This window comes from Bradyrhizobium sp. LHD-71, assembly GCF_031157255.1.
GTDB lineage: Bacteria > Pseudomonadota > Alphaproteobacteria > Rhizobiales > Xanthobacteraceae > P52-10.
On record NZ_JAVIFX010000053.1, the window covers coordinates 1 to 22,822 of the forward strand.

Below are 22,822 nucleotides of genomic sequence, written 5' to 3' on the forward strand. Positions count from 1 at the left end.
AACTCGCTCTCGTCGCCTGCGCCAGAAAGCTTCTCGTCTTCGCCAATACCATCCTCGCCCGAAGCACTCCTTGGATCAAATCCCCGGCCGCCGTTTAATGGTTGCTCGCAATGACGGAGCTTTGTCGCAGCGTCAGACTGGGTGTCGCTTCGTTTCTCGCAATGATGAAGCGCTACTCACCGCTCGTCGGAACTTCCCGGTGCTTCATCAATTGAATTTCCAGCGAGCCGGAGGAACTGGCCATGAAAGCGAGCCTGCGTACAGGCACGAAACTTCATGAGTTGCGTCGCGAGGCCGAGGACTGCCGCGCCTGTCCACTGTGGCGGAATGCAACGCAAACCGTGTTTGGTGAAGGTCCGGCCAGCGCGGAAATCATGTTCGTCGGCGAGCAGCCCGGCGACAAGGAAGACCTTGCCGGAAAGCCGTTCGTCGGACCTGCCGGACGAATTCTTGACCGGGCATTGAAGGACGCCGGCATCAGGCGCGAAAAGACCTATGTGACCAACGCCGTGAAGCACTTCAAATTCGTGCCACGCGGCAAGATCCGGATCCATCAGAAGCCGGTCACGCCGGAAATCCGCGCCTGCCGCCAGTGGTACGAGGGCGAATTGGACGCCATCAAGCCATCGCTGGTCGTGGCGCTCGGTGCGACGGCGGCGCAGTCGGTGATGGGCAAGATCACCACCATCGGCAAGGTGCGTGGAAAGATCCTGGATACCAACGATGGCGTGAAAGCGCTGGTGACGGTGCACCCGTCCTATCTCTTGCGCGTGCCGGACGAGGCGTCCAAGCGGCGCGAGTATCGCCGCTTCGTCGACGACCTGAAAGTCGCTGCGGCGAGCTTGCCGAAGGCCGCTCGCGCGGCGTGATCTTGCCCGTCATTGCGAGCAAAGCGAAGCAATCCAGTCTGAAGTTGCGGCAAATGCCGCGCTGGATTGCTTCGTCGCCCCATAGGCGAGCGAAGCGACGCCGTTCTTCGAACGGCTATAGGCGAGCGAAGCGACGCCGTTCTTCGAACGGCTATGCCTCGCAATGAGGATCAAGTTTTCGCAGCGGCTCTCAATTCATCGATCGTGCGCGCAGCGGTGATCGCCTGCGGGTCCAGCAGGCAGTGCAGGATCGCGGGCTTGCCCGACGCCAGCGCCCGCTCGAACGCCGGCTGGAATTCTTCCGTGGTCTCGACCCGCTCGCCGTGACCGCCATAGGCGTGCGCAAGCGCGGCGAAATCCGGGTTCTTCAAATCGGTCGACGACACCCGATGCGGGTAGTTGTTCTCCTGATGCATGCGGATGGTGCCGTACATGCCGTTGTCGACCACGATCGCGATCAGCGGAATATCGTATTGCACCGCGGTCGCGAACTCCTGGCCGTTCATCAGGAAGCAGCCGTCGCCGGCAAAAGCGATGACGACTTTGCCCGATTGCTGCCGTTTCGCCATCACCGCCGCGGGCAGTCCATAGCCCATCGAACCGGAGGTCGGCGCGAGCTGGGTGCCGAACTGGTTGAAGCGGAAGAAGCGATGGATCCATCCGGCGTAATTGCCCGCACCGTTGCAGATGATCGCGTCCTTCGGCAGCCGGTCGCGCAGCCAGCACATGACCTCACCATATTGGAAGCGGCCGGGCAGCTTGCGCGGGTTATCGGACCAGGCGAGATAATCTGCGTGCGCGGTTGCCGCCTCCTCCGCGTTGCCGCGTGAACCGATGTCAAGCGCCGCGAGCTTTGTCGCGAAGGCGATCGGGCTCGCCTGGATGGCGAGCGCCGGCTGATAGACGCGCCCAAGCTCTTCCGCGCCCGGATGCACATGCACCAGTTTCTGCTTCGGCGTCGGCACGTCGATCAGCGTATAGGCCGAAGACGGCGTCTCCGACATGCGACCACCGACCAGCAGCAACAGATCCGCTTCCTTGATCCGCGCGGCAAGCTTCGGATTGGGGCCAATGCCAAGGTCGCCAGCGAAATTCGGATGATCCGCGGGAAACAACTGCGCGCGGCGGAATGAGGCTGCGACCGGAATTCCGGCGCGCGCCGCAAAGTCGGCGACCGCGTTGCAGGCGGCGGCGCTCCAGCGCGAGCCGCCGACGATCATGAACGGCTTCTTCGCCGCCTTCACCAGCTCGCCGAGCGCTTTCATGTCCGCATCGGACGGGCTCGTGTCAGCAGGCTCCACCCGCGGCGCATCGGCCGTATCCGACATCTCGGTCAGGATGTCTTCCGGCAGAGATACAACCACTGGTCCAGGTCGACCCTGCGTGGCGACGCGGAAGGCGCGCGCGACAAGCTCGGGAATCCGCTCGGCGCTGTCGATCTCCACCACCCACTTGGCAATCGAGCCGAACACCGCCTTGTAGTCGAGCTCCTGAAAGGCCTCGCGTTCGCGCATACCGCGCTCGACCTGCCCGACGAACATGATCATCGGCGTGGAATCCTGCGCGGCAATGTGAATGCCGTGGCTGCCGTTCATGGAGCCCGGACCGCGGGTAACGAAGCAGACGCCTGGTCGGCCGGTCAATTTTCCGTAAGCTTCCGCCATGATCGCGGCGCCGCCTTCCTGGCGACAAACCAGCACATCGATCGACGCGTCATAAAGCGCGTCCAGCACGGCAAGAAAGCTCTCGCCCGGCACGCAACTCAAACGCTCCACGCCCTGTATTTGCAGCTGATCGACAAGAATGCGGCCGCCGCTGCGGGATTTGCCTTGAGCTCTCACGCGTTAACCTCTTAAGACCCGGAACCTGTATCCCTTTGTAACAGGTCCGGAGACGATCTGCGACTGCGGTGACTCGGTCTGCTAGCGCGCATTTTCCGTGCAGAAAGCGACGGTTAGCCACTTGACCTCGTTATCGATGTTAATGCATGGCTGAACCATCACCGGTGTCGTCCATAGCCGTTCGAAGAACGGCGTCGCTTCGCTCGCCTATGGACACCAAGAAATACTTGCGAAAAAACTCGCACAAAAAAGCCCCAACGGGAGGTACTGAAGTGACTTATCCGATCATCAAGCTTGCGTCGGTTGCTTTGGCCGGCACCGCGATCATGGCGGCGCCCGCACTCGCGCAAGTGAAACTGCCGTCGACCATGACCATGACGGCGTATGACACCGGCACTGCCGGTTTCAACATTACGGTCGCCATCGGCAAGATGATGAAGGACAAGTACGGCAGCGACGTCCGCGTCCTGCCCGCTGGCAATGACGTGGCGCGCCTGCAGCCGCTGCGCACCGGCCGCGCGATCGCCTCAGGCATGGGCTCCGGCGTCTACTTCGCACAGGAAGGCCTGTTCGAGTTCGGCACGAAGGAGTGGGGCCCGCAGGCGGTTCAGATCACTCTCACGACCGTGGATTGCAATGCCGGCAGCCTCGGCGTCGCAGGCGACATCGGCGTGAAGACGGTCGCGGACCTGAAAGGCAAGCGCGTCGGCTTCGTGGTCGGCTCGCCGGCGCTGAACCAGAACACGCTCGGCGTGCTGGCCTTCGCCAACCTCACCGAGAAGGATGTGAAGGCCGTCGAGTTCGCAAGCTACGGCGCGATGTGGAAGGGCGTGGTCAACAACGACGTCGACGCAGCCTACGGCACGACCATCACCGGTCCCGCCAAGGAACTGGAAACGTCTCCACGGGGGATCACCTGGCCGCCGACGCCGGCTGACGACAAGGCCGGCTGGGCGCGCCTGCAGAAGGTCACGCCGTTCATCAATCCGCACGTCGCGACCTGCGGCGCCGGCGGCATCTCCAAGGACAAGCCGATCCAGCTCTCGAACTACCCGTATCCGATCTACACGGTCTACGCCCGTCAGTCGGAAGACGACGTCTACATGCTCACCAAGGCGATGATCGACGGCTATGACGCCTACAAGGATGCGGCTCCGGGCGCGATCGGCATGGCGGCGAAGCTGCAGACGAAGAACTGGTCGGTGCCGGTGCACAAGGGCGCGGTGAAAGCGCTCAAGGAAGTCGGCGCGTGGAGCGACGACCAGGAAAAGCACAACAACAACTTGTTCAAGCGGCAGGAAACGCTTGCTGCGGCGTGGGCCGACTATACCAAGGCCAACCCGCCGTCCGATCCCAAGGCATTCGCGGACGGCTGGACGAAGGCGCGCGCGGCCGCGCTGTCCAAAGCGGGAATGGAAGGCTGATCGGAAAGCCGCCTTTGATCGGGCCGGACTAGAAACGCGGAGCACCCATGCCGACCATCCCTTCTTCCGGTCCTGCGCCAGCTTCGGCAGCCGCCATGGACGCGGCTGCCGATGCATCAAAGAAAGTCGTTTTCGACGATCCGCATGCCCCCGCGGCGGGCCTGAATGAAGCCGAAGTCACGCGAGTCCGTACGCTGAAAGGCTTCTGGCGCTGGATGCTGATCGCAGCAACCGCGCTGACGATCTTCCTTTGCATCAACCAGCAGTTCGCCCTGCGCTTCTTCATCGGCTACACGCAGCTCAATACGGAGTATTTCTATCTCCTGATCGCGCTGATGCTGCCGTTCACGTTCCTGATGTTCCCGGCAACCAACAGCGCGCCGCTCGATCGCTTACCCTGGTACGATCTCGCGCTGTTCGTGGTCACGTTCGCCGCCTCGCTCTATCTGATGACCTATATCCGCGCAGCCGCGGCCAACGGCTGGGAGTTTGGCGGCGCGCCGCAGGGCGTGATTGTCGCCGGTGTCATCATGTGGGTCGTCCTGATGGAGGCGCTGCGGCGTACGGGCGGCTGGAGCCTGCTGCTCAGCGTACTGCCGTTCACAGTCTATCCGCTGTTTGCGGAGGCGAGCTGGCTTGGGCCGTTCCGCGGGACGCAATCGACGCTCGAACTCGCAACCTCCTATCACGTGCTGTCCGGCGAGAGCCTGCTCGGGATCCCGGTCCAGGCGTTCGCCGACACGGTCATCGGCTTCCTCGTGTTCGGCACCGCGCTGATGATGACCGGCGCGGGCAAGTTCTTCATCAACATCTCGTTCGCGGCGTGCGGCACCTTCCGCGGCGGTGCGGCAAAGGTCTGCATCTTCGCCTCCGGCCTGCTCGGCATGATGTCCGGCTCGATCATCTCCAACGTGCTGACCGCCGGCACAATGACGATCCCGACCATGAAGAAGACAGGCTTCCGCGCGTCCTATGCTGCGGCGATCGAGGCCTGCGCGTCGACCGGCGCGGTGCTGGCGCCGCCGGTGATGGGCGCAACCGCCTTCGTCATCGCCCAGTTCCTCAACATCAGCTACGCCGAGGTCGCCGCCGCCGCAATCATTCCGGCATTCCTTTACTATGCCGGCCTGTTCATGCAGGTGGACTCCTTCGCCGCCCGTCACAACCTGAAGGGCCTGCAGCGATCCGAGCTGCCGCGGGTCTGGGATACGATCAAGGAAGGCTGGTACTACATCTTCGTGATCGCGCTGCTGATCGTGATGCTGCTCTACTTCAAGCGCGAGAGCCACGCACCGTTCTATGCGACCGCGCTGCTATTGGTGCTGAACCAGATCTTTTCGAAGGAGACGCGCTGGACGTTCGCGACCATCGCAAAATTCTTCGAGGTCAACGGGCGCACGTTCGTCGAGCTGATCGGCATCCTTGCGGGCTGCGGCCTTTTGATCGGCGCGTTCTCGATGACCGGCGTCGTGTCGAGCCTCGCCAACGACCTGCTGCGCATCGCCGGCGACAACGCCTTCCTGCTGCTCGTCATGTGCGCCATCACCAGCCTGATCCTCGGCCTCGGCCTGACGACGACGGCCTGCTATATCTTCCTCGCGATCCTGATCGCACCTGCGCTGGAGAAGGCCGGCCTCAACAAGATGGCCGTGCACATGTTCATCTTCTACTGGGGCATGCTGTCCTCGATCACGCCACCGGTCGCCATAGCCTCCTTCGCCGCAGCCGGCATCGCGGGGGCACCGGCGATGCGGACGGGTTGGGAATCGATGTGGGTCGGCAGCATCATCTACTTCCTGCCGTTCTTCTTCGTGATGAACCCGGCGCTGGTGCTGCAGGGAAGCTACCTCGCCGCGCTCGGCCTGATGGCGCTCGCCGGTGTCGGCATCCTGTTCATCTGCGGCGGCATCCAGGGCTACCAGGCCTTCATCGGCGATCTGCGCAAGACCGGCACGCTGGAGTGGCCATTACGCGTGCTGCTGGTGATCGGTGGCTTCATCATTGCCACGCCGGGCGGCGGCATCAACCCGCTCTCGCAAGTCCAGATCACAGGGCTCGGCGCCGCGATCCTCGTGCCGACAGTGCTGGTGGCGCTGATGCTGACGCGTCGCGCCGACGCGCCCGCGGCGGCGTGAGGGGAAGGCCGTCATTGCGAGCGAAGCGAAGCAATCCAGTCTGAGATTGCGGCAAACGCTGCACTGGATTGCTTCGTCGCCATAGGCGAGCGAAGCGACGCCGTTCTTCGAACGGCTATGGGACGAGCGAAGCGACGCCGTTCTTCGAACGGCTATGGGACGAGCGAAGCGACGCCGTTCTTCGAACGGCTATGGGACGAGCGAAGCGACGCCGTTCTTCGAATGGCTATGCCTCGCAATGACGGCACAGACGTACCGCGCAGTCAGCCCCCGGATGTCGCTTCGCTCATCCGGGCTACGACCTCGCAATACCGCGCTATCCCGCCAACTGCGTCTCGGCCAGCCTAATCCAGTAAGAAGTGCCGTAGACGATCGCGTCGTCGTTGAAGTTGTAGGCAGGATGATGCAACCCGGCTGAATCGCCATTGCCGATGAAGATGAAGGCGCCGGGCTTTTCCTCGAGCATGAAGGCAAAGTCCTCGGCCCCCAGCATCGGCGGCGCGTCTGAAATCACATTGCTGGCACCCGCGACCTCCGCCGCCACACGCGCTGCAATCTCGGTCTGCGCGACGTGATTGACCAGCACCGGATAGCCGGCGCGGTAGTCGAGATCGATCTTCGCGCCAGTGAGCGCCGCCACCCCGTCGACCACCTCCCTGACCCGCTTGCCCACGAGTTCGCGGACCTCCGGGTTGAGCGTGCGAACGGTCCCGTTGAGCTGTGCCTTGTCCGGGATGACGTTGGTGGCGTCGCCGGCATGAAACATGGTCATTGAAACCACTGCCGCCTCGAGCGGATCGACGCTCCGCGAAACGATCGATTGCAGCGCCACGACAAGCTGGGCGCCCACCACCACGGGATCGATCGTCTGGTGCGGCCACCCCGCATGACCACCACGACCTTCGACCGTGATGTTGATGCGGTTGCCCGATGCCATATACGGACCCGGCCGGATCGCAAACTTGCCCACCGCAAGCCCCGGCGCACTGTGCATGCCGTAGACCTGGTCGATGCCGAAGCGCTTCATCAACCCATCGTCCATCATCGCCTTCGCGCCGGCACCTCCCTCCTCGGCCGGCTGGAAGATCACGACCACGCTGCCTTCGAAATTTCGCGTCTCGGCCAGATAGCGTGCCGCGCCTAGCAGCATGGCGGTGTGGCCATCATGCCCGCAAGCGTGCATGACACCGGAATTCTTTGACGCATACGGAACGCCGGTGGCCTCCACGATCGGCAGCGCATCCATGTCGGCGCGCAGACCGAGCGTCCGGATCTCCTGTCCCTCCGCCGCCTTGCGGCCCTTGATCACACCGACGACGCCGGTGCGGCCGATACCGGTCACCACCTCATCGCAACCAAATTCCTTCAGCCGTTCGGCCACCAGGGCGGCCGTGCGGTGCACCTCATAAAGCAGCTCCGGATGCGCGTGGATGTCCTGCCGCCAGGCGGCGATGTCGGGAGCAAGATCAGCGACACGGTTGACGACAGGCATGAGGGTCCCTTTTGAGCGAAGCGAAGCCTTGTAGCCCGGATGAGCGAAGCGACATCCGGGTGATCCTTGGTGGAGAGCAGACCCCGGGTGTCGCTGCGCTCACCCGGGCTACGGCCACCAATTAAGCCGCCAATTGTGTCTCGACCAGCCTTATCCAGTACGAGGTGCCGAAGACGATCGCGTCGTCGTTGAAGTTGTAAGCAGGATTATGCAGCCCGGCGGAATCGCCGTTGCCGATGAAGATGAACGCGCCCGGTCTTTCTTCGAGCATGTAGGCAAAATCCTCGGCCCCCATGATCGGCGGCACCGTCGTCTTGACATTGTCCGCGCCTGCGACTTCGGAGGCAACGCGCGCGGCAATGTCGGTTTGGGCCGCGTGATTGACCAGCACCGGGTAACCCCGGTCGTAGTCGAGCGCAATCTTCGCCCCGGTCAGCGCCGCCACCCCCTCGACCACCTCGTTCATCCGCTTCTCGATCAGGTCACGCACCTGCGGCTTCAGTGTACGGACCGTGCCGGCGAGTTTTGCCGTTTGCGGGATGATGTTGAGCGCGTCACCGGCGTGAAACTGGCACATGGAGATGACTGCCGCCTCCAGTGGATCGACGCTGCGCGAAACGATTGACTGCAGAGACGTGACGAGCTGCGCGCCGGTCAGAACCGGATCGATGCACTTGTGCGGGCGCGCGGCGTGTCCACCGATCCCTTCGATCGCAATGTGAATCTCGTCCATCGAAGCCATGTAGGGCCCACGACGGATTGCGAATTTGCCGACCGCAAGCTCCGGTGAGTTGTGCATGCCGTAGACCTGATCGATCGCGAAGCGATCCATCAACCCATCATTGATCATCGCCTTGGCGCCTGCACCGCCCTCCTCGGCGGGCTGGAAGATCACGGCGACGTCGCCTGCAAAGTTCCGCGTCTCGGCCAGATAACGGGCGGCTCCGAGCAACATGGCCGTGTGGCCGTCGTGACCGCAGGCATGCATGACGCCGGGATTTTTCGACGCGTAGGGAACGCCGGTGATCTCCTGGAGCGGCAGCGCGTCCATGTCCGCGCGCAGGCCAAGAGTCCTGATCTCCTGCCCATCGGCCGCCGCCGGTTTCCGCCCCTTGATGAGGCCGACGACGCCGGTGCGGCCAAGGCCGGTCACCACCTCGTCACAGCCGAATTCCTTGAGCCGTTCCGCGACGAATGCCGCCGTGCGATGCACCTCGTAGAGAAGTTCCGGATGGGCGTGAATATCCTGCCGCCAGGCGGCAATGTCGGACGCAAGATCGGCGACGCGATTGACGATCGGCATGAGAGTCCCTTTTTAGCGAAGCGGCAAGGAGCGAAGCGAAAGCTCATAGCCCGGATAAGCGAAGCCCCATCCGGGAGGCTTGCCGCGGATATCGCTTCGCTTATCCGGGCTACGGCCACCACGATCACGCCGCCCAGCCCGCGCATGACGACTGAAGGTCGCCAGTTCATCACTAAGTTGCGACGAAGGAAAGAGGCTCGCGGATTCGCGTTATCGCTGTGCGCAAGAAACAGCCACGCGCTCGGCCTCGTCCCCTCTGCCGGGGAGATGGCCAGGGTGCGGGCGTTCGGCGGTCGTAGTGCGAAGGCGCTCTCAGCGCGCCTTCGCGAGGTCGGCGTTCGTTACTGCCCCTCACCCCTTCTTGTTTCGTTCCTGGTCGCGCTTGTAGCGATCCATGGCCACCTGCACCATCGGCATGCGGTTCTTCCCCGCGTCCTTAGGGTTCGGCAGCACATAGCCCGGATCCATGGAGCCCATGCGGCGGGTGACGTAGGTCGAATGCGCAGACATGATGTGCGAGGTGAAACCTTGCGCGTCCAGCGCCTGGTTGATCGCCAGCTTCGTCATGCGCATGTCGAACGGGTCATTCGCAGCAACATCGGCGGCGTAGGCCAGCGTCTCCTCCATCAGCTTGTCGCGGGGGACGACGCGATTGACGAGGCCCATTTCCTTTGCCTGCTGCGCATCGATGAACTTGCTCTGGAACAGGAACTCCTTCGCCTTGCGATGATGGATGTCGTAGGGAATTGAAAAGTACTGGAACGCCGAACCGAGAAACAGAGCGTCCTCGGACGCGAAGATGATGTCAGCGGTGGAGGCGACCATCCAGCCGCCGAAGATGCAGTAACCGTGTACGGCGCAGATCATCGGCTTTGCGACGTTGCGCCAGCGCAGGTGCATGTCGACATAAAGGCGCCAGGACCGCTCGAAGATGCCGCGCGTGCCATCCTCGAGCGGATAATCCTTGCGGTGCGCCATCTCCTCCGGCGTACCCAGATCGTGCCCGGCCGACCAGTTCTTGCCCTCACCCGACAGCACGATCACGCGCACATCGAGGTCCGCACCCGCCGCATCGATCGCGTGGTCCAGCTCTTCCAGAAGGATCGTGCTCTGCACATTGGCGTGCTCGGGGCGGTTCAGCGTGATGCGCGCAATCCTGTCCTTCACCTCATACCTGATGTGTTTGTAATCGGACGGTTTCGTCGCGTATTTGATGTGCTGATAGCCGGTCATGGGATTATCCTTCTGGTGATTGTTACGCGGCCGGGACGTTGCAGGTCACGCCCTCGCGATCGAGTTCATCGAGCTCGTCGACAGTGAGGCCGGCGAGGTCGAGCAGGACCTTCCGCGTATCGGCGCCGAGGCAAGGCGATGCGCGGTGCTGGCTGCCCGGCGTCAGGCTCAAGCGGAACGGCAGCGTCATGTAGGGATGTGTACCGGCGTCGGGATGGGTCAGCGTCACGAAAGCCTCGCGCGCGGCGAGATAAGGGCTTTCGGTCACATCCCTGGGCGCGTTCACCGGCGCCGCACGAATGCCTTGGGCCTGCAACGCGTCGGCGATCGTCGCCTTCGCGTGTTGCCGGCTCCATTGCGAGATCGGCTCGCGCAGCAGCTCCTGGTGTTCCCAGCGGGCCTTGAAGGTCGAAAAGCGCGCATCACCAGCAAGCTCAGGCCTGTCGATGATCGTGCAGAACCGCCGCCACTCCTCGTCGTCGCCGATGGCGATTGCCACCCACTCGTCGTTGCCTTCCGCCGGGTACGCATCATGCGGCGCAGCCCAGCGGACGCGGTTGCCGTGCAGTTCCGGGTCTTTTTCCGCGGCGATCGCATAAAGCAGTTCTTCACCGATGAACTGCATCGCGGCTTCGACCTGCGACAGTTCGATATACTGGCCCTCGCCGGTCGCCTGCCGGTGCATCAACGCCGTCATCACAGCGGCCGCACCGTTGTAGCCGCCTATGGGATCGGGATAGACCTGCCCGGTGGTCGTCGGCGCGCCGCCGGCATAACCAATCATGGCGCACATGCCGGCCGCCATCTCCATCGTTGCGCCGTTCGCCGCCGCCTTCGACAATGGCCCGGTGTTGCCGAAACCCGGCATCTCGAGGACGATGATGTCGCTTTTGATCTTCTTCAGCGCCTCATAACCGACGCCCATGCGCGCCAGTGTCCCCGCCGTGAAGTTGCAGATCGCCACGTCGGCCGTTGCTGCCAGCCGGTGCATCGCCGCAAGCCCTTTCGAATGCTTGATATCGAGCGACAGTCCGAGCTTGTTGTGGTTCTGGGAATTGAACAGCGCCACGCGGTTGTAGGGTCGCTCCCCCGGCTCGCCACCGGGATAGCGCTTCGCCTGAAGCACAGCGTTATGCATCCGCCAGGTATCGGGACGCGAAGCGGACTCCACCTTGATCACCTCGGCGCCGAGGAAAGCCAGGATGCGACCTGTCATCGGCCCGGCCCAGGCGGTGGTGAAATCCAGCACGCGCAAACCGGCGAGCGGCCCTCGCGAGGTCATCGGAGCGGCTTGCTCATTTGCCGCCCCTGGGCGCCGAGCGGCGTCAACGGCTTGCGCATCATGCTCGCCGAGCCGCGGCGCACCATTGCGGACATCGCGCGGCGTGCGGCTCAGGCGGAACGGCGGCCCCAGGATCGGCCGCGGCCCTGAAGGCGTCGCGACGCTCTGCCAGTAGTTGCGCTCGATCAGATGCGGCGTGCCGTTCCAAAGCTGCCTCGGCGTGTAGGCTTTTGCAGCCGCGATGCGTTCCTTCAAAAGCCGGTCGAGGAATTCATCACCCGACAGGTCGGCTACCCGCTCCTGCACGGCGGCAGTCAGCGCCGTCCAATTGTCCTGCCGTTCCTTGCCTTTCGCGAAGCGCGGGTCGTGCTCCAGTTCGCCGATGCCTGCCGCCTTGCAGAAGCCGGGCCACACGTGCAGATGCACCCAGATGCTGACAAACCCGTCGCGGCATCTCACCACCATGAATGGCGAGCGGCGCTCGCCGCGCGGGTCCTGCATTTTGCTGTAAGCGTATTCGACGGTCGCGGGCGGCGCCATTGACGAGGTGTTCATCGCGACGTCGAGCGCGACCTGCTGCCCTTGCAGGGTCACCTTTCGCGCATAGAGTGCGGCGAGCGTTGCGATATAGACACCCACACCTGCCGCATATTGCGCGCGGTGGCCGACGCCGTAGAGCGGCTCGCGGTCGCCTGATCCGTTGACATACATCATCCCCGACAAGGCCTGGAAGATCATCTCGCTGCCGCGCCAGTGCCGATAAGGCCCGTCGTCGCCGAAGTCCGAGACCAACGTCACGACGCATTGCGGGTTGGCCCGTCGCAGCGCGTCACGGTCCGCGTCGAGACCGACGACGACGGCGTCGACGGATTTGACGAGATCGAGCAGTCTCGCACGGCCCGCTTCGGTATTGCGATCGAGCACGATCGAGCGCTTTCCCAGATTGAGATGGAAGAACAGCAGCGAAGCTGCACCCTCCCCGGAGGGATCGAAGGGCGGCATGTGACGGATCGGTGAGCCCGATGGCGGTTCGACCAGTGTCACCTCGGCGCCGAAGTCCGCCATCATCCGGCAGCCGAATTGACCGGCGATGCTGTCGCTCAGGTCGAGAATGCGAAAGTCGGCGAGCGCGGCGCTCATAAGCGTGAAAGCCCGGCCTGGACGGCTTGCGGTGGCGGCGAGCGCTCGCCGAAAGTGTCGCCGCGCATGCCGTCCCTCCCGTGCCCCGTTTCTTTTCAGGGCATTCTAGATCGAGAGCTAAGGGCGTCAATGTCGCGAACGGAACGACAGTTGTGCGAGCTGTCACGCGACGTCAATCGGTCGAAGCAGGCATCGTCTGGTCGCCGTGTTTCTCAACCACGCAAAACGTGTTGCCATCAGGGTCGGCCAGGACGACATAGTCTGCTCCGGGCGGATAGCGCCACTCAACGCGGCGTGCGCCCAGTCCGATCAGCCGGATGATTTCGGCGTCGGCATCCTCCGCATAGAGATCGAGGTGATGGCGCTGGTGGTCCCTGGCATCCGAACTCACCACCGTGATGGCGAGTTGGGCGCCCACCCCGCTGCGCGGCACCAGAATCGCCCAGTCCGCAGACGGTTCACGAAGCGGCCGATAGTCGAGCGCAGCGGACCAGAACTGGATGGCACGGGGAACATCCCGCACGCCCCAAACGATCGAGCCGATCCTGAGCATCGCGAGTTAACCTTGAATCGAAGCTGAAGCCCATGACAAACGATGGCAACCATCGTAACGGCAAGTCCGCGGCCCGCGTTCCCTTGGGTCGCCATGCCAATCATTTCGGGCTATCATACGCGTGAGCGCATGCCGCAAAACGGAACAACTTGCAGAATCCCCTGCAGATCGGAACAGCCATGATGAACATCGCCGCCAAAAGTACCGCCAAGGAATATGCCGACGGCAAAATTCTCCAAAGCGTGTCGGACGGCATCGGCATCCTGACGTTCAACAACCCGGAAAAGCGCAACGCCATGTCGATCGAGATGTGGGAAGCCGCAGCCGAGGTGCTGGAGGTGTTCCGTGACGATCCCAATGTGCGGGTCGTGGTGCTGGTCGGCGCCGGCGGCAAGGCGTTCGTCTCAGGCGCCGACATCAGCCAGTTCGAGAAGAACCGGAACAATGCGGCAGCGTCCGAGGAATACGCCCGGCGTAGCGGCAGGCCGCGCGAGATGCTCGCGGCCTTTCCGAAGCCGACCATCGCCTGCATTCAGGGCTTCTGCATGGGCGGCGGGCTGGCGCTGGCCATGTCCGCCGACATGCGCATCGCCGCGGAGGGAAGCCAGTTCGGCATTCCGGCGGCAAAGCTCAGCATCGCCTACGGCTATGACGCCCTCACGCACCTGGTGCAGCTGGTCGGCCCGTCGCGGGCGCGGCTGCTGATGTTCACCGCCGGGCGGATCGATGCATCGGAGGCCTACAATATCGGTCTGATCGACCGTCTCGTCAGCGAGACCGACCTCTGGAACGCCACCATGGAGATCGCGCAGCAGATCGCCGAGAATGCGCCGCTCGCTATCTCAGCGGCCAAGATCACCATCGCCGAGATCCTCAAGGACGCGAGCCAGCGCGACATGCAGGCGATCAAGGATATCGGCACGACGTGCATGGACAGCGAGGACTTCAAGGAAGGCCGTACCGCGTTCATGGCCAAGCGCAAGCCGCAGTTCAAGGGGCGGTAGGGTTTAGCGCCAAGCGGTTGCGCCGCGATGGCGCCCTGGTGTAACGCGGCGCCATGATCAGCTCTGCTAGCCCCTTGCGCATCTTCGTCGATGCCGACGCCTGCCCGGTGAAGGACGAGATCTACAAGGTCGCCGCACGGCATGCGGTGCCGGTCACGGTGGTGGCCGGCGGCTTCATCCGCGTGCCGCAGGATCCGCTGATCGAGCGTGTGGCTGCGGGCGCCGACATGGATGCCGCGGACAACTGGATCGCCGAGCGCGCGAACAGCGCTTCGATCGTCATCACCGCCGATGTGCCGCTCGCAAGCCGATGCGTGAAGGCGGGCGCGGCGGTGATTGCGCCGAACGGCCGCGCATTCACCGAGGAGTCGATCGGCATGGCGCTTGCCGTTCGCAACCTGATGCACGACCTGCGCTCGAGTGGCGAAGTGACAGGGGGCCCTGCCCCGTTCAAGTCTTCAGACCGCTCGGCCTTTCTCTCCGCGCTCGATCAGACGATCCGTCGCCGGCAGCGTGCGTAACTTACAAGGCTGACGATGGCTCCACCACTGATCCAGTTGAAGGATATCGCGCTGACGTTCGGCGGCACACCGCTTTTGACCGCCGCCGAGCTCAGCCTGTCTCCCGGCGAACGCGTCTGCCTTGTCGGCCGCAATGGCTCGGGCAAATCGACCTTGCTGAAGATCGCGGGCGGACTCGTCGAGCAGGACCACGGCACACGCTTCATCGAGCCCGGCGCAACCGTTCGCTACCTGCCGCAGGAACCGGATTTCGGCGGCGCCGCAACAACGCTCGCCTATGTCGAAGCCGGGCTCGGTCCGGCCGACGATCGGCACACGGCGCGCTACCTGCTGGAACAGCTCGGCCTGACCGGAGACGAAGACCCCGCGCATCTTTCCGGCGGAGAAGCGCGGCGGGCGGCGCTGGCGCGGGTGCTGGCGCCCTCGCCCGACATTCTCCTCCTGGACGAGCCGACCAACCATCTCGATCTTCCAACCATCGAATGGCTGGAGCGGGAGCTGGACAGCAGAAATTCCGCGCTGGTCATCATCAGCCACGACCGCCGCTTCCTGTCGAACCTCTCGCGGGCCACCGTCTGGCTCGACCGCGGCGAGACCCGGCGGATCGAGCGCGGCTTCGCGGACTTCGAAACATGGCGCGACGAGATGCTCGCCGAGGAGGAGCTGAACCAGCACAAGCTCGACCGCAAGATCGTCGCCGAGGAGCACTGGCTGCGCTACGGCGTCTCCGGGCGGCGCAAGCGCAACGTCAAACGGCTCGCCAACCTGCAGGCTCTGCGCGAAGCGCGGCGCACATACAAGGGCGCGACCGGCAAGGCCAACCTCGCGGCAGCGACAGCGGAGAAATCCGGCGCGATGGTGCTCGAGGCGAAGGGTCTCAGCATCGCCTTCGACGACCGGCCGATCGTCGTGGACTTCTCCACCCGCATCCAGCGCGGCGATCGCATCGGCATCGTCGGTCCCAACGGCAGCGGCAAGACCACGCTGGTGAGCCTTTTGACCGGCGCGCTGCCGCCGGACGCCGGCACGCTGCGGCTTGGAGTCAATCTCGAGATGGCAACCCTCGACCAGCATCGCGAAAGCCTCGACGGCGAGACGACGCTGGCTGACGCACTGACCGGCGGCCGCGGCGACACGGTGATGATCGGCGACAAGCCAAAGCATGTCGTCAGCTACATGCAGGACTTCCTGTTTGCGAAGGAGCAGATGCGCACGCCGCTCCGCGTACTCTCCGGCGGCGAGCGCGGACGGCTGATGCTGGCGCGCGCGCTGGCGAAGCCGTCCAATGTGCTGGTGCTCGACGAACCGACCAACGATCTCGACCTCGAAACACTCGACGTGCTAGAGGAGATGCTCGGCGACTATCAGGGCACCGTGCTGCTGATCAGCCATGATCGCGACTTCCTCGACCGCGTCGTCAGCGCCGTGATCGTGCCGGAAGGCGACGGCAAGTGGGTCGAATATGCCGGCGGCTACAGCGACATGCTGAAGCAGCGCGGCGCCGACGTCGCCCGACCAACGTCGAAGGCCAGCGCAAAGATCGAGACGGCCAGGAGCAAACCCGACGAGGCCGCAACACGGCCGCAACCGACCAAGCGAAAGCTCAGCTTCAACGAGAAGCACGCGCTGGAAACACTGCCGAAAACCATGGCGACACTGCAGGCCGAGATCGCCGCGCATCAGAAGCTGCTGGCTGATCCTGAGCTCTTTGCGAAAGACCGCAAGAGGTTCGAGGCCACGTCGATGGTGCTGGCGGCAGCCCAGGACAAGCTGCACCAGGCCGAGGAGCGCTGGCTGGAGCTCGAGATGCTGCGCGAGGAACTGGGGGGTTAGCGTCGTTGCGAGTGAACGCCTGTAGCCCGGATGAGCGAAGCGACATCCGGGATTTTTCATCATCGACTCAGTCCCCGGATTTCGCTCATCCGGGCTACAGACTGGATTGCTTCGCTTCGCTCGTAATCACGAATGTGGCTAGCGCCTCAGCCACTTCACCGCGCCCTTCCCCGCTGCCATTCCGGTCGCAAAGCATGCTTGCAGCAGATAGCCGCCGGTCGGCGCTTCCCAGTCCAGCATTTCGCCGGCGACGAAGGTGCCGGGCATTTGCCGCAGCATGAAGTCGTCGTCGACGGACGCCAACGAAATTCCGCCGGCCGACGAGATCGCCCGCGCCATCGGCGCGACACCCGCGATGCGCACGGGACAGTGATTGATGCGCGCGGCGAGTTCGCGGTTCGATAGCGCTGCGAGACTTTCGCCGGCAAGCACGGCGGCTTCCTGCAGCAAGCCGATCGCCGCAGGCTGCAGGTTGAGCGCCTTGCGCAGGAATGTGGATATCGACTGCTTGCCGCGCGGCTTCGCAAGCCGCGCCTCGAGCTCCGACGCCGTGCTGTCGGGACGCAGCGCAACGTGGAGCTCTGCCGCGCCGTTCTGCAGAACCGCGTCGCGCAAATCCGCGGAGATGGCATAAACCGCGCCGCCCTCGATGCCTGACGACGTGATGATGGCTTCACCGCGCACGGTGCGCCCGGCAAACGTGAGCGCGACGCCTTTCAACGGCTGCCCCTCGAAGCGCGTCCGGAACGTCTCCGACCAGCCGACAAGAAAGCCGCAGTTCGCGGGCTTCAAGGGCGAAACGGCGACGCCCTGCTCGGGCAGCGCATCGGCCCATTGGCCATTCGAACCGAGATGTGGCCAGCTCGCTCCGCCCAGCGCGAGAATGGTGAGGTCCGGCCGGACGATCGTCTCGCCATCTGGTGCTCTGAACAGCAGCCCCCCGTCCCGCCAGCCAAGCCAGCGATGGCGCAGGTTGAACGTGACCCCTGTTGCCGCGAGCCGGCGCAGCCAGGCACGCAACAGCGGCGAGGCCTTCATTGCTTTTGGAAACACGCGTCCGCTGGTGCCGACAAAAGTTTCTTGTCCCAGCGCGTCGGCCCACGCCCGCAAAGCGCGTGGCGGAAAGGCTTCGACGGCGGCCACGACCTGCACGGCGCCGCGATAGCGGGCGACGAAAGCCTCGATCGGCTCGCTGTGGGTGAGATTGAGACCACCGCGGCCAGCGAGCAGGAACTTGCGCCCGACCGATGGCATCTGCTCGTAAACGGTGACGCGGACGCCGGCTTCGCCGAGCACCTCCGCCGCCATCAGGCCGGCCGGACCGGCGCCGATCACTGCAGCAGTTTGCTCAGATGATGTCTGTGTCATCGCTTGCACACGATTTCGCCGGTCTGTTAGCCTTGAAGAGGAAACGCACAACAAGAAGAAGGGGCTCACATGGCCGACTATCTCCGGCTTCGTCAAATCTGTCTGGCCGCACCGCGGCTTGCGCCCGTGGTCGCAGACCTCGAAGAGATTTTCGGCATTCGCGTCTGCTACCGTGACGGCAATGTCGCCAAGTATGGTCTGGAAAACGCGCTGATGATGGTCGGCACGAACTTCCTGGAGATCGTCGCGCCGACACAGCCGAACACCGCCGGCGGGCGTTTCATCGAACGCAGCAAGGGCCACGGCGGCTATATGGCGATCTTCCAGGCGAACGACGTGCGGCGCCGCCAGAAACATGCGGAGGGCATGGGCGTCCGTGTCGCGCATGTGATCGACCGCGAGGGCTACCAGAACGTCCAGCTGCACCCTCGCGACTGCCGCGCCGCGTTCATCGAGTTCGGCCATTCCACCGGCGGCGACGGCCGCATGGGCACGTGGTCACCTGCCGGACCGAACTGGAAAGACTTCGTCAAGACCGATGTGACCAAGCGCATGCTCGGCATCGAGATCGAGAGCCCGCAGCCGGACGACATCGCGGCCCACTGGTCGAAGATCATCGAGGCGCCGCTGACCCGCGACAAGGACGATTCCCTGCTTACCTTCGAGGACGGAACGATCCGCTTCGTCAAGGGTGAAACCGAGTGCCTTGGCGCGATCATCGTCGAGGTCGCGGACATCGCCCAGACGTTGGCCCGCGCGGTCGAGCGCGGACATCGCGTGCAAGGCACCTCGTTTCACCTCGGCGGGGTGAATTTCAGGGTGCAGGGACAGGTCGGTTAGGACGACTGACGGCGGAAATTCGGGTCCGACCTGCGTTCCGGACGCATTGGCAACCGCGTTTCCAGCCTCTAAATTCTGTGCAACTTTGCACCTTCAGCCGGGAGACGCGCCATGACTGCCAGCATCGTCGGATGGGCCCACACCCCGTTCGGCAAGTTCGACAACGAGACCGTGGAAAGCCTGGTGGTTCGCGCCGCCGGCGAGGCAATGGCAGATGCCGGCGTCACCGCCTCCGATATCGACGAGATGGTGCTCGGCCACTTCAACGCCGGCTTCTCCCCCCAGGATTTTACCGCCTCGCTGGTGCTGCAGGCTGACGCCGGCCTCCGCTTCAAGCCGGCGACGCGCGTGGAGAATGCCTGCGCCACGGGTTCCGCAGCCGTCCATCAGGCGGTGAAGTCGATCAGGGCCGGAACCGCCAAGACCGTGCTGGTGGTGGGCGTCGAGCAGATGACCCGTACCCCAGGCCCCGAGATCGGCAAGAATTTGCTTCGCGCCTCCTACCTGCCGGAGGACGGCGACACGCCCGCGGGCTTCGCCGGAGTGTTCGGCAACATCGCCAAGGGCTATTTTCAGCGTTATGGCGACCAGTCCGACGCGCTAGCAATGATCGCCGCCAAGAACCACAAGAACGGCGTCGCCAACCCTTACGCACAGATGCGCAAGGATTTCGGCTATGAATTCTGCCGCGCCGAGGGTGAGAAGAACCCGTTCGTTGCAGGTCCCCTGAAGCGCACCGACTGCTCGCTGGTGTCGGACGGCGCAGCCGCGCTGGTGATCACTGACGGCGAGACCGCCAAGTCGATGAACAAGGCGATCAATATCCGCGCCACCGCGCATGCGCAGGATTTCCTGCCGATGTCGAAGCGCGACATCCTCGACTTCGAAGGCTGCGCGGTCGCCTGGCAGCGGGCTCTGCAGTCAGCAGGCGTCACGCTCTCCGACCTCTCCTTCGTCGAAACGCACGACTGCTTCACCATTGCCGAGCTGATCGAATACGAGGCCATGGGGCTGACGCCGAAGGGTCAGGGCGCACGCGCAATCAAGGAAGGCTGGACGCACATCGGCGGCAAGCTGCCGATCAATCCGTCGGGCGGACTGAAGGCCAAGGGCCATCCGATCGGCGCGACCGGCGTCTCGATGCATGTGATGACGGCGATGCAGCTTGCCGGCCAGGCGCCGGAAGGCATGCAGATCAAGGACGCCAAGCTCGGCGGCATCTTCAACATGGGCGGCGCCGCGGTCGCGAACTACGTCTCGATCCTCGAGCCGGCGAAATAAGCCGCCCCGCTCGTCATTGCGAGGAGCGGAGCGACGAAGCAATCCAGAACAACAAGCACTGAGTGCGCGACCCTGGATTGCTTCGCCATCGGCGAGCGAAGCGACGCCGTTCTTCGAACGGCTATGGTTCGCAATGACGAAGCATTGCTTTGTGCGAACGCTAACAACCTGAGGAAACAACCAAGCATGGGACCGCTTCACGGCGTCAGGATCATCGACATGACGTCGGTGTTGATGGGGCCTTACGCTACGCAGATCCTCGGCGACTACGGCGCCGACGTGATCAAGGTGGAATCGCCTGAAGGGGACATCACGCGACAGATCGGGCCTTCGCGCAACCCGGACATGGGACCCATCTTCCTCAACTGCAATCGCTCAAAGCGCTCGATCGTGCTGGACCTCAAGCAGGCGGCCGGCCGCGAGGCCCTGCTGCGCCTTGCGTCGGACGCCGACGTACTGATCTACAACGTGCGGCCACAGGCGATGGCGCGCCTGAAGCTCGGCTATGACGACGTCGCCGCCATCAACCCCCGCATCATCTATGCCGGATTGTTCGGATTCGGACAGGACGGTCCCTACGCGGCAAAGCCGGCCTATGACGATCTGCTGCAGGGAGGCTCCGGCCTTTCGCACCTGATCGCCCGCGCCGCTGACGGACCCCCGCGCTATGTGCCGACTGCGCTTGCCGACCGGGTCGTCGGACTGACCGCCGTCGGCGCGATCCTCGCCAGCATTGTCCACCGCGACCGGACCGGCAAGGGCCAGCGCCTCGACGTACCGATGTTCGAGACCATGGCGGGCTTCGTGCTCGGCGATCACCTCGGCGGCCTGACCTTCGACCCGCCGCTCGATCAGGGCGGATACTCGCGGCAGATGGCGAAAGACCGCCGGCCCTACGCCACCGCGGACGGCTTCATCAGCGTCATCATCTACACCGACAAGCAGTGGAACAGCTTCTTCGATGCGACGAAGCGCGATGACCTGCGCAGCGATCCGAAATTCTCAACCTTCAACGGACGGCTGACCAATATCGACCACGTGTTGGCCGAACTCGGCCGCATCTTCATGACGCGGCCGACGGCCGAGTGGCTCGAGCTGATGGTCAAGGCGGACATTCCGGTGATGCCGGTGCACGACCTCATCAGCATTCTCGACGACCCTCACCTCAAAGCGACCGACTTCTTCCAGTCCGTCGAGCACCCGACCGAAGGAACGATCCGCAGCATGCGGCCGGCCGCCACCTGGTCGGACACGCCGGTCGAGACGCCCCGCCTTGCGCCACGGCGGAGCGAACATGCCGTTGAGATCCTGAAGGAAGCCGGATACAGCGACGACGAGATCGCCGCCCTGCTCCGCAACGGCGTCACCTTGGCGCCCACAGCACCTGCGCCAGAAACGAAGAAGGTCGCACGAGGCTGACGATGGATTTTGCGCTGACGGAAAACCAGGAAACCATTCGTGATACGGTCGCCCAGCTCTGCCGGGATTTCGACGACACCTATTGGCTGACCAGGGATCGCGAAGGAGGTTTCCCCTTCGAATTCCATAAGGCGATGGCGGATGCCGGCTGGCTCGGCGTCTGCATCCCGGAAGAATATGGCGGCTCCGGCCTCGGCATCACCGAGGCTGCGATCATCATGCGTACGATCGCCGAATCCGGCGCCGGCATGTCGGGCGCATCCGCGATCCACATGAACATCTTCGGGCTGAACCCGGTGGTCGTTTTCGGCAATGACGAGCAGCGCAAGCGCATGCTGCCGCCGATGGCCGAGGGCAAGCAGAAATCCTGCTTTGCCGTCACCGAGCCGAACACAGGGCTGAACACCACGCAACTGAAACTGCGCGCCGAGCGCAAGGGCGATCGCTACGTCGTCAACGGCCAGAAGGTGTGGATCTCGACCGCGCAGGTCGCCGACAAGATGCTGCTGTTGGCGCGCACCACACCACTGGAGGAGATCAAGAACCCGACCAACGGCCTCAGCCTGTTCTACACCGATTTCGACCGCGAGCGCGTGCACACCCGCGAGATCGAGAAGATGGGCCGCAAGGCCGTCGATTCGAACGAGCTGTTCTTCGAGAACTTCGAGATTCCAGTTGAGGACCGCATCGGCGAGGAAGGCCGCGGCTTCGAATACATCCTGCACGGGATGAATCCCGAGCGCATCCTGATCGCCGCCGAAGCGGTGGGGCTCGGCATGGTCGCGCTGAACCGCGCCGCCGACTATGCGAAGAATCGCATCGTCTTCAACCGGCAGATCGGCAAGAACCAGGCGATCCAGCACCCGCTGGCGAAGAACTGGATGGAGCTCGAGGCCGCCTGGCTGATGACGATGTCGGCGTCGTGGCAGTACGATAACCACATGTCCTGCGGTGCCGCTGCCAACTCCGCGAAGTACCTCGCTGCCGAAGCAGGCTTCCACGCCTGCGAGCAGGCGGTGATGACCCACGGTGGTTTCGGCTACGCGCGCGAGTACCACGTGGAGCGTTACCTGCGTGAAAGCCTGATCCCGCGCATTGCGCCGATCAGCCCGCAGCTGATCTTGAGCTTTATCGCCGAGAAAGTGCTCGGCCTGCCGAAATCCTACTAGTGTCCCGAATCCGAAGTTCGCTATACTTTGCAGCGAGCTCAGAGCGAACTTCGGATTCGATCAGGACACTAGCAAGTTTATGATTCTAGTGTCGTTTATGGATCAGAAATTCGCA

The 22,822-nt window shown here is 63.8% G+C and carries 16 protein-coding genes and 1 pseudogene; 10 read left to right on the forward strand and 7 right to left on the reverse strand.

The window, feature by feature from the left end; genetic code table 11:
- Window positions 1–266: 266 nt before the first annotated feature.
- Window positions 267–869, forward strand: a pseudogene (locus RCO31_RS33810) (UdgX family uracil-DNA binding protein); the annotation flags it as partial.
- A 170-nt stretch (window positions 870–1,039) separates the two neighbouring features.
- Here the strand turns inward: RCO31_RS33810 and RCO31_RS33815 are convergent.
- The gene (locus tag RCO31_RS33815) at window positions 1,040–2,710 is read right to left on the reverse strand and encodes a thiamine pyrophosphate-binding protein (protein WP_308972787.1); all 1,671 of its coding nucleotides are present in this window, start codon (window positions 2,708–2,710) and stop codon (window positions 1,040–1,042) included.
- A 272-nt stretch (window positions 2,711–2,982) separates the two neighbouring features.
- On the opposite strand from RCO31_RS33815, the gene RCO31_RS33820 reads away from it, so the two are divergent.
- Window positions 2,983–4,134, forward strand: coding sequence for a TAXI family TRAP transporter solute-binding subunit (locus RCO31_RS33820; RefSeq protein WP_308972788.1), 1,152 nt, complete (start codon window positions 2,983–2,985; stop codon window positions 4,132–4,134).
- 95 nt (window positions 4,135–4,229) lie between these two features.
- Window positions 4,230–6,269 carry a TRAP transporter permease gene (locus RCO31_RS33825; RefSeq protein ID WP_308972802.1) on the forward strand — a complete coding sequence of 680 codons (2,040 nt, stop codon included), beginning with the start codon at window positions 4,230–4,232 and terminating at the stop codon, window positions 6,267–6,269.
- Window positions 6,270–6,585: 316 nt separating this feature from the next.
- Here the strand turns inward: RCO31_RS33825 and RCO31_RS33830 are convergent, their stop codons facing one another.
- From RCO31_RS33830 to RCO31_RS33850, 5 genes are all read right to left on the reverse strand, one after another.
- The gene (locus RCO31_RS33830) at window positions 6,586–7,761 is read right to left on the reverse strand and encodes a M20 aminoacylase family protein (protein ID WP_308972789.1); all 1,176 of its coding nucleotides are present in this window, start codon (window positions 7,759–7,761) and stop codon (window positions 6,586–6,588) included.
- Window positions 7,762–7,882: 121 nt separating this feature from the next.
- Window positions 7,883–9,064: a M20 aminoacylase family protein gene (locus tag RCO31_RS33835; protein WP_308972790.1), complete on the reverse strand. Its 1,182-nt coding sequence runs from the start codon at window positions 9,062–9,064 to the stop codon at window positions 7,883–7,885.
- Window positions 9,065–9,415: 351 nt separating this feature from the next.
- Window positions 9,416–10,297 carry an enoyl-CoA hydratase-related protein gene (locus RCO31_RS33840; protein ID WP_308972791.1) on the reverse strand — a complete coding sequence of 294 codons (882 nt, stop codon included), beginning with the start codon at window positions 10,295–10,297 and terminating at the stop codon, window positions 9,416–9,418.
- Window positions 10,298–10,319: 22 nt separating this feature from the next.
- Window positions 10,320–12,719, reverse strand: a complete 2,400-nt coding sequence (locus RCO31_RS33845; RefSeq protein WP_308972792.1) for a CoA transferase — start codon at window positions 12,717–12,719, stop codon at window positions 10,320–10,322.
- A gap of 172 nt (window positions 12,720–12,891) precedes the next feature.
- Complete coding sequence (locus RCO31_RS33850; protein WP_308972793.1) at window positions 12,892–13,272, reverse strand: VOC family protein; 381 nt, start codon at window positions 13,270–13,272, stop codon at window positions 12,892–12,894.
- A 182-nt stretch (window positions 13,273–13,454) separates the two neighbouring features.
- On the opposite strand from RCO31_RS33850, the gene RCO31_RS33855 reads away from it, so the two are divergent.
- Genes RCO31_RS33855 through RCO31_RS33865 form a run of 3 tightly spaced genes read left to right on the forward strand, consistent with a single transcriptional unit; the run spans window position 13,455 to window position 16,630 of the window.
- Complete coding sequence (locus RCO31_RS33855) at window positions 13,455–14,276, forward strand: enoyl-CoA hydratase (RefSeq protein WP_308972803.1); 822 nt, start codon at window positions 13,455–13,457, stop codon at window positions 14,274–14,276.
- Between the two features lie 53 nt (window positions 14,277–14,329).
- Window positions 14,330–14,797, forward strand: coding sequence for a YaiI/YqxD family protein (locus RCO31_RS33860; protein ID WP_308972794.1), 468 nt, complete (start codon window positions 14,330–14,332; stop codon window positions 14,795–14,797).
- Window positions 14,798–14,812: 15 nt separating this feature from the next.
- Complete coding sequence (locus RCO31_RS33865) at window positions 14,813–16,630, forward strand: ATP-binding cassette domain-containing protein (protein ID WP_308972795.1); 1,818 nt, start codon at window positions 14,813–14,815, stop codon at window positions 16,628–16,630.
- 138 nt (window positions 16,631–16,768) lie between these two features.
- Here RCO31_RS33865 and RCO31_RS33870 read toward each other — a convergent pair whose 3' ends face one another.
- Window positions 16,769–17,998: a TIGR03862 family flavoprotein gene (locus RCO31_RS33870; protein ID WP_308972796.1), complete on the reverse strand. Its 1,230-nt coding sequence runs from the start codon at window positions 17,996–17,998 to the stop codon at window positions 16,769–16,771.
- Window positions 17,999–18,067: 69 nt separating this feature from the next.
- Here RCO31_RS33870 and RCO31_RS33875 point away from each other — a divergent pair, with 69 nt between their 5' ends.
- The 4 genes from RCO31_RS33875 (at window position 18,068) to RCO31_RS33890 (ending at window position 22,707) form a co-directional block, all read left to right on the forward strand.
- Window positions 18,068–18,838 (forward strand): VOC family protein, encoded by a 771-nt coding sequence (locus RCO31_RS33875; RefSeq protein ID WP_308972797.1) that lies wholly within the window; start codon window positions 18,068–18,070, stop codon window positions 18,836–18,838.
- Window positions 18,839–18,949: 111 nt separating this feature from the next.
- A complete protein-coding gene (locus tag RCO31_RS33880) occupies window positions 18,950–20,119 on the forward strand; it encodes an acetyl-CoA acetyltransferase (RefSeq protein ID WP_308972798.1) in 1,170 nt (389 codons plus the stop codon).
- Window positions 20,120–20,305: 186 nt separating this feature from the next.
- Window positions 20,306–21,538 (forward strand): CoA transferase, encoded by a 1,233-nt coding sequence (locus RCO31_RS33885; protein WP_308972799.1) that lies wholly within the window; start codon window positions 20,306–20,308, stop codon window positions 21,536–21,538.
- Window positions 21,539–21,540: 2 nt separating this feature from the next.
- A complete protein-coding gene (locus RCO31_RS33890; RefSeq protein WP_308972800.1) occupies window positions 21,541–22,707 on the forward strand; it encodes an acyl-CoA dehydrogenase family protein in 1,167 nt (388 codons plus the stop codon).
- The last annotated feature ends 115 nt before the right edge of the window (window positions 22,708–22,822 follow it).

Bases quoted from the DNA above. Each gene is read 5' to 3' on its own strand.
- RCO31_RS33825 (WP_308972802.1), top strand. From the start codon at position 4,230: ATGGACGCGGCTGCCGATGCATCAAAGAAAGTCGTTTTCGACGATCCG.
- RCO31_RS33830 (WP_308972789.1), bottom strand. From the start codon at position 7,761: ATGCCTGTCGTCAACCGTGTCGCTGATCTTGCTCCCGACATCGCCGCC.
- RCO31_RS33835 (WP_308972790.1), bottom strand. From the start codon at position 9,064: ATGCCGATCGTCAATCGCGTCGCCGATCTTGCGTCCGACATTGCCGCC.
- RCO31_RS33840 (WP_308972791.1), bottom strand. From the start codon at position 10,297: ATGACCGGCTATCAGCACATCAAATACGCGACGAAACCGTCCGATTAC.
- RCO31_RS33845 (WP_308972792.1), bottom strand. From the start codon at position 12,719: ATGAGCGCCGCGCTCGCCGACTTTCGCATTCTCGACCTGAGCGACAGC.
- RCO31_RS33850 (WP_308972793.1), bottom strand. From the start codon at position 13,272: ATGCTCAGGATCGGCTCGATCGTTTGGGGCGTGCGGGATGTTCCCCGT.
- RCO31_RS33855 (WP_308972803.1), top strand. From the start codon at position 13,455: ATGAACATCGCCGCCAAAAGTACCGCCAAGGAATATGCCGACGGCAAA.
- RCO31_RS33860 (WP_308972794.1), top strand. From the start codon at position 14,330: ATGATCAGCTCTGCTAGCCCCTTGCGCATCTTCGTCGATGCCGACGCC.
- RCO31_RS33865 (WP_308972795.1), top strand. From the start codon at position 14,813: ATGGCTCCACCACTGATCCAGTTGAAGGATATCGCGCTGACGTTCGGC.
- RCO31_RS33870 (WP_308972796.1), bottom strand. From the start codon at position 17,998: ATGACACAGACATCATCTGAGCAAACTGCTGCAGTGATCGGCGCCGGT.
- RCO31_RS33875 (WP_308972797.1), top strand. From the start codon at position 18,068: ATGGCCGACTATCTCCGGCTTCGTCAAATCTGTCTGGCCGCACCGCGG.
- RCO31_RS33880 (WP_308972798.1), top strand. From the start codon at position 18,950: ATGACTGCCAGCATCGTCGGATGGGCCCACACCCCGTTCGGCAAGTTC.
- RCO31_RS33885 (WP_308972799.1), top strand. From the start codon at position 20,306: ATGGGACCGCTTCACGGCGTCAGGATCATCGACATGACGTCGGTGTTG.
- RCO31_RS33890 (WP_308972800.1), top strand. From the start codon at position 21,541: ATGGATTTTGCGCTGACGGAAAACCAGGAAACCATTCGTGATACGGTC.